Origin of the sequence: Thalassotalea eurytherma (genome assembly GCF_030161415.1) — a bacterium.
Lineage (GTDB): Bacteria > Pseudomonadota > Gammaproteobacteria > Enterobacterales > Alteromonadaceae > Thalassotalea_G > Thalassotalea_G eurytherma.
The window spans coordinates 134,173-147,960 of record NZ_BSSU01000003.1 but is presented as its reverse complement, the minus strand read 5'-3'; the positions used below and the strand labels follow the sequence as shown (position 1 = coordinate 147,960).

Below are 13,788 nucleotides of genomic sequence, written 5' to 3'. Positions count from 1 at the left end.
TTAATGATACAACCTGTCAGTTTATTTATAGGCCTACGTTATAGTCGCGCTCGTGCTAAAAGTGGCTTCGTTTCCTTTATCACCTTTTTCTCTATTATTGGTATTTTACTTGGTGTAAGTGCCCTGATCACTGTCGTGTCTGTGATGAACGGATTCGAAAATGAATTGAAGAAACGCGTATTAGGTATTGTCCCGCATATTGTCGTAAAAAGTGAACAGGGAATTGATAATTACCAGCAGCGTATTGAAGAGTTTTTGCAACACCCCAACGTGAAGGCGGTTTCACCGATTAGTGAATCTGAAGCACTCATTCAGTCGGCGAGTGGGCTTAAAGGGATTCTTTTAACGGGGATCTTGCCAGCATACGAAGCACAAAATTTAGTTGCTGAAAATATGCGATATGGCGCGCTTTCTCAATTATCAGAAAATAGCTACAACATTGTTATTGGTCGTTCATTGGCCTATCAGCTAAATATTAATATTGGTGACGATGTACGTATTGTCTTGCCTAACCAAACGCGTTTTACACCAATGGGACGAGTGCCTGTGCAACGCGTATTTAAGGTGGTTGCTTTATTTAATGTTGGCTCGCAAATAGATGATAGCGTTGCGTACATTCATTTGCCTAAAGCCAACCGATTATTAGGAAAACCGTTGCAAGAAGTCAGTCAGTTACGGTTTTACTTAGATGACGCTTTTCTTGCACAACGAGTGACTCAAACAATGTCAAACGCGTTAAACGGCTTTGATGTCCAGTTTTGGCAACAATCACAGGGTAGCCTGTTTAATGCCGTGAAAATGGAAAAGCGAATGATGTGGCTGATGCTAAGTCTTATTATCGCTGTAGCTGCTTTTAATATTGTCTCAGCCCTCGTTATGGTCGTGGTTGATAAGCAAGGTGAAATCAGTATTTTGCAGACCCTAGGTTTAGATCGGTTATCAATCCTAAAAATATTTATTACGCAAGGCATGGTTAATGGTTTGTGGGGAACACTGCTTGGCACCGTTATTGGTTTAGCTTTGACGTTTAAAATTAACGACTTACTTGCCATGATGAACATTAATATTTTTGGAGCTGCCTATGGCGATCAGCAGTTGCCTATCTTATTTAAAATCGACGATTTAATTTTTATTATTTTTGGTGCACTCGCGTTAACGCTGTTAGCAACGTTATACCCAGCGTATCGCGCCTCTAGAACTATGCCAGCGCAGGTGTTAAAGCATGAATAACGTACTCTCGTGTCAATCTCTATTTAAAGAATACCAACAAGGGCAAAACGCGACGCACGTGCTCAATGGGTTAGACTTAACTGTTGAAACAGGAGAGCTTGTTGCCGTAGTAGGGCGTTCAGGTTGTGGTAAAAGTACCTTTTTGCATATTGCTGGCGCGCTTGATACACCGACAAGTGGCAAGGTACTGATCAATGATGTTGATATTCATCAATTGAGTGAAAAGCAACAAGCAATGTTTAGAAATCAACATATTGGTTTTATTTATCAATTTCATCACTTGATGATGGAGTTTAGCGCTGAGGAAAACGTTGCCATGCCATTGCTTATTGCCGGTATGGCACCAAAACAAGCTAAGCAGCAAGCGCAAGACATGTTGAGCCAAGTGGGCTTATCACATCGCTTTGAACATCGACCAGCACAACTATCTGGTGGTGAGCGTCAACGGGTAGCAATTGCTCGCGCACTAGTCAATAAACCAGCACTTGTGCTTGCCGATGAACCTACGGGTAATTTAGATTTTGAAAGTGCCGAGCAAATCTATCAGCTTTTACTAACACTGAATAAAAATTTGAAAACAAGCTTTGTTATTGTGACGCACGACTTAACGTTAGCGGGCAAAATGCATCGTCAATTAAGTTTAGAACAAGGCTCGCTGAAACCATTATATGCAACAGAGCAAAGCGCATAATGGCTAATTCGTTAAGTGTCTTTTTAGCAAAACGCTATTTATTTAGTCGTCATCAAAGCGGTTTTGCTTCGTTTATTTCAGCTTCATCGACGCTCGGCATCATGTTAGGTGTTTGTGTATTAATTGTTGCTTTATCGGCAATGAATGGATTTGAACGTGTCTTAGCACAAAAGTTACTGTCGATTGTTCCGCATGGTGAATTAATTAGCGTTGATACGCCAATGACCCGTTGGCGCGAAAATATCAATACAGTGACGAAAAGTGAGCGAGTTATTGCGGCTGCACCATTGATTAAAGCGCAAGCGATGTTGCAGAAGAAAGGGCAGTTAAAAGGTGTTGAATTGCGTGGCGTAGATCTGGAATTAGAACAGCAAGTATCAGATATCTCAAGTTACGTAATTAACGGCCAATGGCAGGATTTACAGCAAGAAAATAGTATTATTATTGGGCAGGGCATTGCAGATAAACTTTCTCTAAGTGCCGGAGATAAGGTGCAATTACTGCTTCCTAAAGCCCATTCAGGTCAAGTAAGACAGCAATTTCCTGCGCCCGAAGTATTTAATTTAACAGTGGTTGGTGTTTTTAAGTTTGGTGGTGTGATTGATGATAGCTTGATTTATACCGAGCTTAGCCACGGGCAGGCGTTTTTAGAATTAGAGCCAGCACAAGTTCAGGGGATCCGTTTAAAAGTTGACTCTATTTTTGCCGCGCCACAAATTGTGAGGCAGGCGGCGAACCTTTTGACGCAAGATTATGTCTATATTTATGACTGGACGCGAACACAAGGGCATTTGTTTTCTGATATTCAACTGGTGCGTGTCGTCATGTATTTGGCACTAACTATGGTCATTGCTGTGGCCAGTTTCAATATTGTTTCAACGCTTATTATGGTTGTTAACGAAAAGCGTGGTGATATTGCGATTTTGATCACCATGGGCGCTACGCCGTCGACGATAATGATGTGTTTTATTCTACAAGGGTTGAGTAATGGCTTGCTTGGTACGGTATTTGGCACCTTGCTAGGTATTTATTTAGCGAAAAACTTAACTGACATTGTGCAGTGGTTCGAGCAATTGTTTAATACGCAATTTCTTTCAGGAGATGTTTATTTTATCAATTACATTCCAAGCCATATGCAAAGCCAAGATGTTATTTTGACAGCGTTTATTGCGGTTTGTATGAGTTTGTTGGCAACTATTTACCCAGCTTGGCGTGCAACTAAAGTGGCGCCTGCTCAAGTACTTGGGCAAGCCTAGCACTCAACACTAATTGATAGGCGTAAGTTACTTGTCTTGACGAGATAACTTACGCTTATTCCATTCTTTCGTTACTGAGTAACGCCATAAGCTCTGAATGCCAAAATAACCAATAAGACTAAATAATATGGCAAGTACACCACAGCCGACTAGAAATGCTGGCCCAATAGTGGATATGCTATCAATGACCCACTGCCAAGACGCTTCAAAACTAAACGCTTGTTTAGGCGTATTTAACACCCAGGTCCCCGTCACATAACAGGCATAAAATATCGCAGGCATAGTGATTGGATTAGTGATCCAAACAATAGCGACTGAGAGCGGTAAATTACCATGTACTATAATGGCTGTACCTGCTGCTAAAATCATTTGAAACGGCACGGGAATAAAAGCGAAAAACAAGCCTATAGCAAATGCACGGGCAACACTGCGTCGATTTAAATGCCATAAATTAGGATTGTGAAGAAAGTCACCAAAAATTTGCAAATGTTTATTATTGCGAATGGTGTGGTGATCTGGCATGTAACGCTTGATAGTTTTTTTAGGCATAAAATAAACGGATTTAAATCACTATGGATAGGTGGTTATTTAGTTTTATACAAGGAGCGTTATTCTCCCTATTTTTTACTGCACAACCAAGTGTTTTTTGCATTTACCTGATCATTATACTTGGTTTAGGGTTGTTATGTTTAAAAAAAGTACGATTCTTTGTTGCAATTTGTTTAGGTATTAGTTGGGTCTGGTTGTCTGCTTTTCAATACCAAAATATATTCAATTCAAATGAGATAGCTATTAACTCATTCATAGCCCAACCTATTTTCGCAAAGTTTATTATTCAAAGTATTCCCGCAAAGGGGACAAAGAACTATCGATTCAATGCTTTGCTACTGGAAGTAAATGAACGCAAAGTAAACCAGCCAATTCGAGTAAGGTTGAACTGGCAACTTGAGGAAGAGTTAAAGGTATCGACAAAATTTATTGAACCTAAACAAGGTCAAGCGTGGTTAGCTCAGATTAAAATCAAGCCTGCTCATGGTTACGCTAATCCAACAGTTTTTTCATACCAACGTTGGCTTAGGGAAAAAGATATACACGCCACCGGTTATGTTTACCGAGCGACAAGTAATACAACTCAGATAATTGATAACGTCGTTAGTTTGCGACAACAACTATTTGATCGTATCGCAACGCAATATCAAGGCAATTCATTAAAAGGCATTGTTCTAGCACTGACTTTTGGCGAACGCTTCCTTATCGATAAGGCGCAGTGGCAAGTATTACAACGAACTAACACCAGCCACCTCATTGCGATCTCAGGTTTACACATTGGCCTTATTTTTATGATGGCTGTTGTGCTGGTTCGCCTTATTGTATATTGCTTGACTTGGCTGTTGTCTCATTTAGTCCCTAACTATCTAAACTCGATAGCAATCACACGTCTTAACATACATCACCTTTCATTAGTCGTTGCGCTATTTATTGCAGGTTTTTATGCCTATCTGGCCAACTTTTCTATGCCGACGATAAGAGCATTAGTGATGTTGACTATCTATGTCTTGTCTGTGGTTGGTAGTTTTCAAATATCTAGAACTAGGCTGGTGCTGGTTAGTGTGTTTATCATTGTATTGATTGAACCTATGGCGTTTATTAGTTTTAGCTTCTGGTTATCTTTAACAGCCGTTTCTACGATATTTTTGGTGTTATGGCGAACACAGTGTTGGCGAAAAAATCTTGCCCAAAGATTAAGTCTTAAGGTCCATCTTGAGCAAGCACAGCAAAGAAGAGTTTTTCAGTGGTGTTACTCTCTTGTGACCATAATCGTTATACAGGTAGCGTTAAGCCTACTACTGTTGCCAGTAACGAGTTTAATGCAAAACCAAATTTCAACGATTAGCTTTATTGCGAATTTGATTGCAGTGCCATGGATGAGTTTTGTTGTTATCCCAGCGATATTTTTTCATGCTTGCTTAGTATTAATACAAGGTGCTGTAGGATTAGATATTTCACACGTACTTGAACCTATACTGTCATTTAATCACCAGGTGTTACATATCTTATGGCGTTATTTGCTTTGGTTGAGTGAGTTCGGTTTTTCTTCCATATTCGTTTCTGCTCAGTCTTGGTACGTTCTCGTTTGCTTGATTATCTTCGTATTGGGTATTGGCATATTTAAAGGTGCGCGATTTTCTATCGCGGTGGTCAGTATTTTTGTTGTGTCAATCATATTTAAATGGCTTATGGCGCCGGAAAGGAATAACGCCTATTGGCGATTAACGACCTTTGATGTTGGGCACGGCTTAAGTGTCCTTATTGAAAAACAAGGTAAAGCTATTTTGTATGACACCGGAGCAAGTTATGACAACAGTTTTAACTTTGTTGATAGTGTCATTGCGCCATACTTAACGCATCAAGGAATACAAGCTCTCGATGTTGTCATTTTGAGTCATAATGATAATGATCACAACGGCGGCTTTAATGCGCTATTAGCCAAGGTTAAGGTTGACCGTGTCTTCACGCCGTATCAAATTGAACTAAGTCATCGCACTGGCGAGCACATTAACTGGTCTACTTGTCAGAAGGGAAAGGTTTTTCAATGGCAAGGATTAACTATCGATGTGTTGTCACCAAAGCAACTAAAAAAAGTGAGCCAAGCGTTGCCAAGTGATAATGATAACTCCTGTGTTATTCGTATTTCAGGTAATAATCAACGTGTTTTACTGCCCGGTGATATCAGTAAAAGGATAGAGCAGACATTAGTAGGTGATAAGGCCAATAAAAAATTGCTAAATGCTGATGTCCTAGTTGCGCCACATCATGGCTCTAAAACATCTTCTTCAACTCATTTTATTAAAACTGTATCCCCTGACGTTGTCATTTTTAGCACTAAGTATTTAAATCACTGGAAAATGCCCCATAAAGATGTAGTGAAGCGATACCAAAAAGAAGATATCGAAATCTTTAATACGGCAAATGATGGCAGTGTGGTTGTGCATTTTTTTGGCACAAACCAAGCTGATAACTTGGTTGTTGAAACAAATCGACAACATGATTTTCCGTATTGGTTTGTGAATTAGTTGGTATCGTTATGAATTAGCGGTAAAATACCGGCTGATCAGAATATTGAGATAATGAATGCAAAACACAGAACAACAGTCCTCAGCGCTATCAAAAAGCCAAGAAGCTGAAAACCCGAGTACGTTTAAACGATTAATGAGCTACGCCAAGGCTTATAAAAAAGGGTTTATTGCCGCCGTTATCGGTATGCTTGGTTATGCTGCTGTTGATAGTTTTGTTTTTTCTCAACTACAGCCGTTAATTGATGAAGGATTAACAGGTAAAAACCCTAATTTTATGCAATGGGCACCGTTATTTATCATTGTGATGTTTATTCTACGAGGTGCTTTTCACTTTATTGGCACCTATTGTTTGTCATGGGTAGGTAACCATGTTGTTGCCGATCTTCGCCAAGAACTTTTTGAGCATATCATTGCTATGCCGGTGGACTATCATGATAAAAATTCTGCGGGTAGCTTAATATCTAAAATAACCTATGATACCGAGCAAGTGTTAAATGCCTCGAGTAAAGCTCTACTAACGCTCGTTCAACAAGGCGCTTTCGTCACCGGCTTGCTAATTGTTATGTTCTATAACTCGTGGCAACTCTCTGCTATTTTTTTGTTATTAACGCCGGTAATTGCCGTCATTGTGAGTGTGGTATCGAAACGTTTTCGCGCGATCAGCAAGCACATTCAAGATACCATGGGCGAGGTTACAACAGCCTCTGAACAAACAATTAATGGCCATAAAGTGGTATTAACTTTTGATGGTAACAAGCGTGAAAGCGAACGTTTTGCTGACGTGAATAAACGTAATCGCCAACAACGCATGAAGATGATCGCGACTAAGTCTGCTAGTGTACCCATTATTCAAATTATCGCTTCTTTTGCTTTAGCTTTTGTTTTGTATCTTGCTAATACTGACGCTATGCGTGAGTCGTTAACCCCAGGTAGTTTTACAACCGTGATCACCTGTATGGCGATGTTACTTCGCCCATTGAAATTATTGACTACCGTTAATAGTGAATTTCAGCGCGGTATGGCTGCTTGTGCGAGTATTTTTAAAGTACTTGATGAAGAAATTGAAAAAGATACAGGCACAAAAGCACTAGGCAGAGCCAAGGGCAACATTACGTTTGATTCTGTACATTTTACTTACGAAGGTGAAGAGAAACCTGCCTTAAATGATATTAGTTTTGATGTGAGCCCAGGACAAACTGTGGCACTAGTTGGTCGCAGTGGTAGTGGTAAATCTACGTTAAGCTCTTTACTATTGCGTTTTTATCAAGCCAATCAAGGTCAGGTGCTCATTGATGGTGAAGATATCAATGAATATAAACTTCATGATTTAAGAAATCAATTTGCCTATGTTTCACAGCAAGTTGTGCTGTTTAATGATTCTATCGCAAATAACATAGCCTATGGAAAGCCAGATGCGACTGAAGCCGAAATCATAGAAGCGGCGAAAAGTGCTCATGTTTGGGAGTTTGCTGAGTCTTTACCTGAGGGTATCCATAGTAATGTTGGTGAAAATGGCGCGTTATTATCAGGTGGGCAAAGACAGCGTGTCGCCATAGCACGAGCTATCTTATGTGATGCACCGTTTCTAATTTTAGATGAAGCTACGTCAGCGTTAGATACTGAATCTGAACGTCATATTCAAGATGCGCTTCATACGCTACAAAAAAATAGAACCTGTTTAGTGATAGCTCACCGTCTATCTACGATTGAAAATGCCGATACTATTTTGGTACTTGAGCAAGGTGAGATAATCGAACAAGGTAACCATCAAGTCTTAATTGCAAAAGATGGTGCTTATGCACAATTACATAAATTGCAGTTTGGTTAATCATTATGCGGCTGATTGAGCGTGTTTGGTTTGAAAAGCATCGTGCTCGCTACGTTTTAGTGCCATTGCTGTTGCCGCTTTCTGGCGTATTCTATGTTCTTTCTAAGCTTCGAAAGTTTGCCTATAAACTAGGGATCAAATCTAGCTATCAAGCGAATATGCCTGTCATTATCGTCGGCAATATTGGTGTCGGTGGCAATGGTAAAACGCCACTGGTTTTATGGCTTGTCGAGCTTCTTATTGCACAAGGCTATAAACCGGGTGTTATCGCTCGAGGTTACGGTGGAAAGGCGCCTCATTACCCTTATTTAATAAACAGCGATTCACCTGTTGAATATTGTGGTGATGAGCCGTACTTAATTTATCACCGCACTAACGTTGCTGTTTGTGTTAGTCCTAACCGCCAGCAAAGTATTGAATTACTAGAAAAGCAGGGTTGTAATATCATTATCGCCGATGATGGCATGCAACACTATAAGCTTAATCGAGATGTTGAAATCGCCGTTATTGATGGTAAACGAAGGTTAGGTAATGGCTTTCTTTTACCGGCAGGTCCGCTGCGAGAAGGCTCTAATAGGTTAAACCAAACTGATTACGTGATTTGTAATTCAGGTGCCGCACAGCAAGGTGAGATCACTATGTCGTTAACGCCCGGTTGTTTTATTAATATCGGGAGTGATGTCAAGCTATCACAGGGTGATTTTATGGCAACTTATCCACGTGTTAATGCCATTGCGGGAATTGGTGCACCACAGCGTTTTTTTGATACTTTAACATCGCTAGGAATGAAGATTTCGCACACGCAAGGGTTTGTCGATCACCACCAATATCAAGCGAGCGATTTTGAACAATTACCTGATGCACATTTACCCGTCGTTATGACAGAAAAAGACGCCGTTAAATGCCAACACTTTAATCTATTGCAAGCTTGGTATTTAACGGTAGATGCAAGATTGCCCGAACACTTTGAACACGCATTGCTTAAAAAAATTGCCGATGTTGCAATTCGTAAGCAGTGATATACTAAATAAAAGCATTATAAATAGAGAATAATATGGCGTTTGATACTCAACTAATGGATATTTTGGCATGCCCTGTATGTAAGGGTAAACTTGACTATGATAAAGAAAATCAAGAGCTTATTTGTAAGTTTGACCGTTTAGCTTATCCAATTGAAAAAGATATTCCTGTTTTATTAGAAAATGAAGCGCGTCGTTTAACGCAAGAGTCGTAGCCATGTCATTTATTGTCGTTGTTCCTGCACGTTACCAATCAAGCCGTTTACCCGGCAAAGTGTTAGCTGAAATTGCTGGCAAACCTATGATTCAATGGGTGGTGGAAAAGTCTCAAGCCAGTGGCGCATCTCGCGTTATTGTTGCTACTGATAATGAACAAGTAGCGAAAGTCGTTGAAGGTTTTGGCGCTGAAGTTTGCCGCACTCGTGATGATCATCAATCAGGTACTGAGCGCTTGGCGGAAGTGGTAGATACTTACAATTTTTCAGACGACCAAGTGATAGTCAATGTTCAAGGGGATGAGCCTTTTATTCCTATTGAAAATATCGCACAAGTTGCCAACAACCTATCAAGCCAGCAACAAGCAAGAATGGCAACATTAGCGATGCCAATCGAGGCTGTTGATGAGGCGTTTAACCCAAATGCCGTCAAGGTTGTAACTGATAAAGATGGCTACGCATTATATTTTTCACGTTCTACGATACCATACGATCGCAGGGCCTTTTTAGGTAAAGACACTGTCGATGCCATTGGCGATTTTTATTTGCGTCATATTGGTATTTACGCCTATCGAGCAGGCTTTATTAAAGATTATGTAAGCTGGCCAGCCAGTCAATTAGAGCAAATAGAATCGTTAGAGCAATTGCGCGTGTTATGGCAAGGTGAGAAAATTCATGTCGCTCCAGCAGCTAAACGACTTCCGGTTGAAGGGGTTGATACGCCTGAAGATCTAGAAAAAGCGAGAACATTTGCTAAAACGTTAAATCTATAAGGAAATTGAAATGACTAAACATGTTGTTGTTACCGGCGCTAATCGTGGAATTGGCCTAGCAACGTGTGCTTGTTTTAAACAAATGAGGTATCGAGTCACTGGCGTTTGTCGTCAGTCGTCTAATGACTTAGTAGATGTCGCTGATCTGGTCATCGATAGCATTGATGTCTCAAATAGTGATGATGTCACGACCTTAGTAAAAAAACTAAAAGGCGACACCATCGACGTATTGGTCTGTAATGCAGGGATTTTGCGTGACGAAGGGTTAGGTCGTTTAGACTTAACAACCATTCGTGATCAGTTTGAAGTCAATGCATTAGCACCGCTTAACATGGTCGATAAACTGCAAGACTTAATGAGCGATGGCGGTAAGGTTGCCATGATCACCTCTCGAATGGGCTCTATAGAAGATAACGGCTCTGGTGGTCGATATATGGCTACAGAATGAGTAAAGCGGCGTTAAATGCTGCTTCAATGTCTTTATCTCATGACCTAGCACCGAGGGAAATTGCAGTTGGTATTTATCATCCAGGATATGTCCAAACTGACATGGTAGGTGGCCGTGGTGATATACCTGCTGTTGAAGCCGCTCAACGACTAACCTCATTAATTGATGGCTTGTCGATGAATGAAACCGGCGTTTTTAAACACTCGAATGGTCAAGTATTACCTTGGTAATACGTGATTCAAATTAACCGTGTTATGAAAGAAAGTTATCAGCGTATTTGGCAAACGGTTCAGGCAATTCCTGCTGGAAATGTCGCAAGCTATGGTCAAATTGCTGATCTAGCCGGCTTGCCTGGTCGAGCACGGTTAGTGGGGACCGCATTAAAAAATAGTGATGAAGGGCGGTTTCAAAACAGGGCGATTCCTTGGCACCGAGTCGTTAACTCTCAAGGTAAAATCTCTTTTCCCCGACAATCGCCGATTTACCAACAGCAAGTTGCACGTTTGCAAGAAGAGCAAGTGATTGTGCTTAATGGTAAAGTAAAACTTAGATAATTTGGTTGGCAGCCCGATTTAACTGAGCTGCTGTTTACCCTTAAATTTTAAATATCCCTTTTAAAGCTGATATTCATCTAGCTTCTGCAGGGCAAACTCCTTAGTTAGTTCGCCATTTTCTTGTTGCCACTTATCAAGTTCAGTTAACAATTGCTTGTGAACTTCACCAATTGTTTGCGCTTGATGATATGGAATGTCATCAAACATCACCATCGCATAACGTGGTGAAAACCTATCGGGAAACCACCCTTGTAATTTGGCAGCAATAGCTTTTTGCCTTTGAAATGATGCTTTCGCAACGCTTGAGCGCATTTCTATATAGTTCTCCACCGCCATGTCTGCAATGGCATTCGCATTCGGCTTTCTTAAGGCTTGTGTTTGCTCAAATATATCCTGCCAATCTAATGATGAAGATTGTGCCGGCGGTAGTAAATTCAATAAATCAAAGCAGTCTTCAAAACCACAGTTCATACCTTGACCATGAAAAGGTACTATAGCATGAGCTGCGTCGCCTAATAGCAGTGCAGTCCCCTCATCGTGCCATTGCTGACATCTTACAGTAGCTAAACTACCGGTTGGATTATTAAAAAAATCAACAGTTAAGTTATCTATTTCGCGGTATACATCGGGAAAGTTAATTTTGAAAAACTTAAGCACGTCATCAGCGCTTGTCAGCGAGTCAAAACTTGTATTGCCTTGATTTGCCATAAATAATGTTAACGTAAAACTACCATCAAGATTTGGCAGGGCGATTAACATAAAATCTTCCCTCGGCCAGATATGCAGAGCATTAACCAATAGTTTGTGCTGATCAGCACTATTAGGCAAGATACAAAGCTCTTTATAACCATGTTCAAGTTTTTCAATACTAAGGATTGGCTCGTTTGTGCTTGTTTGATGCTTATCAATAATTGCGTCTCGTAATACCGAATTTGCACCGTCAGTCCCGATGATTTGACTGAAGCTCACGGCCTTATCCTGATCTACAAACTTGATCGTTTTATCACCTAGGTCGATGGAAGACACTCGGTGTTCAAAGTATATTGACACATTGGGGTATTTTTGTGCTTCATCAAGTAATAAGGCATTAAGCGCACCTCTAGATACAGAGTAAATAACATCGTCTTTATGCAAACCGTATGGTTGAAAATGCGCATCTTCGTGAGGGATATGCACCATTCTTCCTTCCATAGGAATTAGCAATAGCTCAACTTTGTCGAAAATCCCTTGTTGTTTTAGGGCGCGAATACCGCGATTAGCAAGCGCTAAGTTAATCGATTTTCCCGCTGAAATATCGGCTTTACGAAGGTCTGGTCGAGATTCGAAAACAGTGACTTGATAACCTTTTTTAGCAAGACCCAACGCCAAGAGTGAGCCAACAAGGCCCGCACCAATTATCGTTATATCATGGGTATCGTTCATACTATGACCTCAAGCATGTTTTCAAAATTTGAACAAAATGATAAATATCACTAAAGCGGTTATATAAAGGGACGGGCGCAAATCGCATCACGTTGGGTTCTCGCCAATCAAGAGTTACGCCACGTGCTTCCAGTTCGTTAAATAACGCCTTACCATCAATATTGTTGTTTGTGACCATTAACGACAATTGACAACCCCTAGCGTTTTTATCTCGCGGCGTAATAATGTCAATATCGTCAGATAATTCACCATCGAGCAAATTAAATGCGTATTGCGATAAAGCTTCTGACTTTTTACGCAAAGCAGAGATACCACCCGCTAAGTCTATTGTTTCTAGTGAACCTCTAATTGCTGCTAGTGAAAGAATTGGCGGGTTAGACAATTGCCAACCTTCTGCAGTTGGAATCGGTATAAAGTTATTGTCCATTTTAAAACGGCTGGCTTTATCATGTCCCCACCAACCGGCGAAGCGATTTAACTCGGTATTTTGGCAATGTTTTTGGTGAATAAAGCAACCAGCAACTGAACCTGCGCCACTATTTAAATATTTGTAGCTACACCAACAGGCGAAGTCGACATCCCAGTCATGGAGTGATAATTCGATATTGCCGGCGGCATGGGCTAAATCAAAGCCTATAGTGATGTCATATTGCTTAGCAACCTGTGTCAGTTTTTCGATTGGCAGTACTTGACCTGTGTAATATTGCACGCCGGGTAGCAATATCAATGAGATATCTTGATGGTGCTGATTGAGTAATGCTTCAAAATCTTCAATATAAAGCAGTTCATCTGCACGAGGTTGCCACAAGAGTATGTCGCTTTCATCAAATCCATGATGTGTTAACTGTGAACAAACGGCGTAGTGATCAGAAGGGAAGGCATGATCTTCAATTAGTATTTTACGCTTAGTTTTTGTTGGCTGATAAAAGCTTACCATCATCAAATGCAGGTTAGCTGTCAAAGAGTTCATCATGACAACTTCTTCATCCCTAGCTCCAACAAGTTTTGCACTTTGCTGTGTTAAAAACTCGTGATAAGGCAACCAAGGGTATTCACCTTCAAAGTGACCTTTAACCCCATACTTTTGCCAAGCATCAAGCATTTCTATGACGTTTTCACGGGCTTTTTTAGGTTGTAGCCCTAAAGAGTTACCGGTGAAATATAATTCATCTTCACCATTGGCTTGTTTGGGAATGCTAAATTGGTCTCGAAGATGACGCAATGGATCGGTTTCGTCGAGCATATCGGCATAGGCTTTTGTTGGTTCAAACATGC

The 13,788-nt window shown here is 40.6% G+C and carries 14 protein-coding genes; 11 read left to right on the top strand and 3 right to left on the bottom strand.

The window, feature by feature from the left end; genetic code table 11:
* Nucleotides 1–3 precede the first annotated feature (3 nt).
* Genes QQK02_RS03450 through lolE form a run of 3 tightly spaced genes read left to right on the top strand, consistent with a single transcriptional unit; the run spans nt 4 to nt 3,177 of the window.
* The gene (locus QQK02_RS03450; RefSeq protein ID WP_284206548.1) at nt 4–1,230 is read left to right on the top strand and encodes a lipoprotein-releasing ABC transporter permease subunit; all 1,227 of its coding nucleotides are present in this window, start codon (nt 4–6) and stop codon (nt 1,228–1,230) included.
* Nucleotides 1,223–1,921, top strand: coding sequence for a lipoprotein-releasing ABC transporter ATP-binding protein LolD (lolD, locus tag QQK02_RS03445; protein ID WP_284206547.1), 699 nt, complete (start codon nt 1,223–1,225; stop codon nt 1,919–1,921). The genes QQK02_RS03450 and lolD overlap by 8 nt, the downstream gene beginning before the upstream one ends.
* A complete protein-coding gene (lolE, locus tag QQK02_RS03440; protein WP_284206546.1) occupies nt 1,921–3,177 on the top strand; it encodes a lipoprotein-releasing ABC transporter permease subunit LolE in 1,257 nt (418 codons plus the stop codon). The genes lolD and lolE overlap by 1 nt, the downstream gene beginning before the upstream one ends.
* A gap of 27 nt (nt 3,178–3,204) precedes the next feature.
* Here lolE and QQK02_RS03435 read toward each other — a convergent pair whose 3' ends face one another.
* On the bottom strand, nt 3,205–3,726 hold the full coding sequence (locus tag QQK02_RS03435) for a DUF2062 domain-containing protein (RefSeq protein WP_284206545.1): 522 nt from the start codon (nt 3,724–3,726) through the stop codon (nt 3,205–3,207).
* 23 nt (nt 3,727–3,749) lie between these two features.
* Here QQK02_RS03435 and QQK02_RS03430 point away from each other — a divergent pair, with 23 nt between their 5' ends.
* From QQK02_RS03430 to QQK02_RS03400, 8 genes are read left to right on the top strand one after another with little or no spacing between them, the layout of a single operon-like run.
* Nucleotides 3,750–6,251, top strand: coding sequence for a DNA internalization-related competence protein ComEC/Rec2 (locus QQK02_RS03430; protein WP_284206544.1), 2,502 nt, complete (start codon nt 3,750–3,752; stop codon nt 6,249–6,251).
* Between the two features lie 58 nt (nt 6,252–6,309).
* Nucleotides 6,310–8,082, top strand: a complete 1,773-nt coding sequence (gene msbA / locus QQK02_RS03425; protein ID WP_284206543.1) for a lipid A export permease/ATP-binding protein MsbA — start codon at nt 6,310–6,312, stop codon at nt 8,080–8,082.
* Between the two features lie 5 nt (nt 8,083–8,087).
* Nucleotides 8,088–9,101: a tetraacyldisaccharide 4'-kinase gene (lpxK, locus tag QQK02_RS03420; RefSeq protein WP_284206542.1), complete on the top strand. Its 1,014-nt coding sequence runs from the start codon at nt 8,088–8,090 to the stop codon at nt 9,099–9,101.
* Nucleotides 9,102–9,136: 35 nt separating this feature from the next.
* Nucleotides 9,137–9,316, top strand: coding sequence for a Trm112 family protein (locus tag QQK02_RS03415; RefSeq protein WP_284206541.1), 180 nt, complete (start codon nt 9,137–9,139; stop codon nt 9,314–9,316).
* A gap of 2 nt (nt 9,317–9,318) precedes the next feature.
* Nucleotides 9,319–10,089: a 3-deoxy-manno-octulosonate cytidylyltransferase gene (gene kdsB, locus QQK02_RS03410; RefSeq protein ID WP_284206540.1), complete on the top strand. Its 771-nt coding sequence runs from the start codon at nt 9,319–9,321 to the stop codon at nt 10,087–10,089.
* Nucleotides 10,090–10,099: 10 nt separating this feature from the next.
* A complete protein-coding gene (locus tag QQK02_RS03405; protein WP_322790589.1) occupies nt 10,100–10,537 on the top strand; it encodes an SDR family NAD(P)-dependent oxidoreductase in 438 nt (145 codons plus the stop codon).
* Complete coding sequence (locus QQK02_RS16405) at nt 10,534–10,767, top strand: SDR family NAD(P)-dependent oxidoreductase (protein WP_322790588.1); 234 nt, start codon at nt 10,534–10,536, stop codon at nt 10,765–10,767. Before QQK02_RS03405 ends, QQK02_RS16405 begins: the two co-directional genes overlap by 4 nt.
* A 3-nt stretch (nt 10,768–10,770) precedes the next feature.
* Nucleotides 10,771–11,091 carry an MGMT family protein gene (locus tag QQK02_RS03400; protein WP_322790587.1) on the top strand — a complete coding sequence of 107 codons (321 nt, stop codon included), beginning with the start codon at nt 10,771–10,773 and terminating at the stop codon, nt 11,089–11,091.
* 60 nt (nt 11,092–11,151) lie between these two features.
* On the opposite strand, the gene QQK02_RS03395 is transcribed toward QQK02_RS03400, so the two are convergent.
* Both QQK02_RS03395 and kynU read right to left on the bottom strand, forming a co-directional pair.
* On the bottom strand, nt 11,152–12,513 hold the full coding sequence (locus tag QQK02_RS03395; RefSeq protein WP_284206539.1) for an FAD-dependent oxidoreductase: 1,362 nt from the start codon (nt 12,511–12,513) through the stop codon (nt 11,152–11,154).
* 1 nt (nt 12,514) lies between these two features.
* On the bottom strand, nt 12,515–13,786 hold the full coding sequence (kynU, locus tag QQK02_RS03390) for a kynureninase (RefSeq protein WP_284206538.1): 1,272 nt from the start codon (nt 13,784–13,786) through the stop codon (nt 12,515–12,517).
* Between the last annotated feature and the right edge of the window lie 2 nt (nt 13,787–13,788).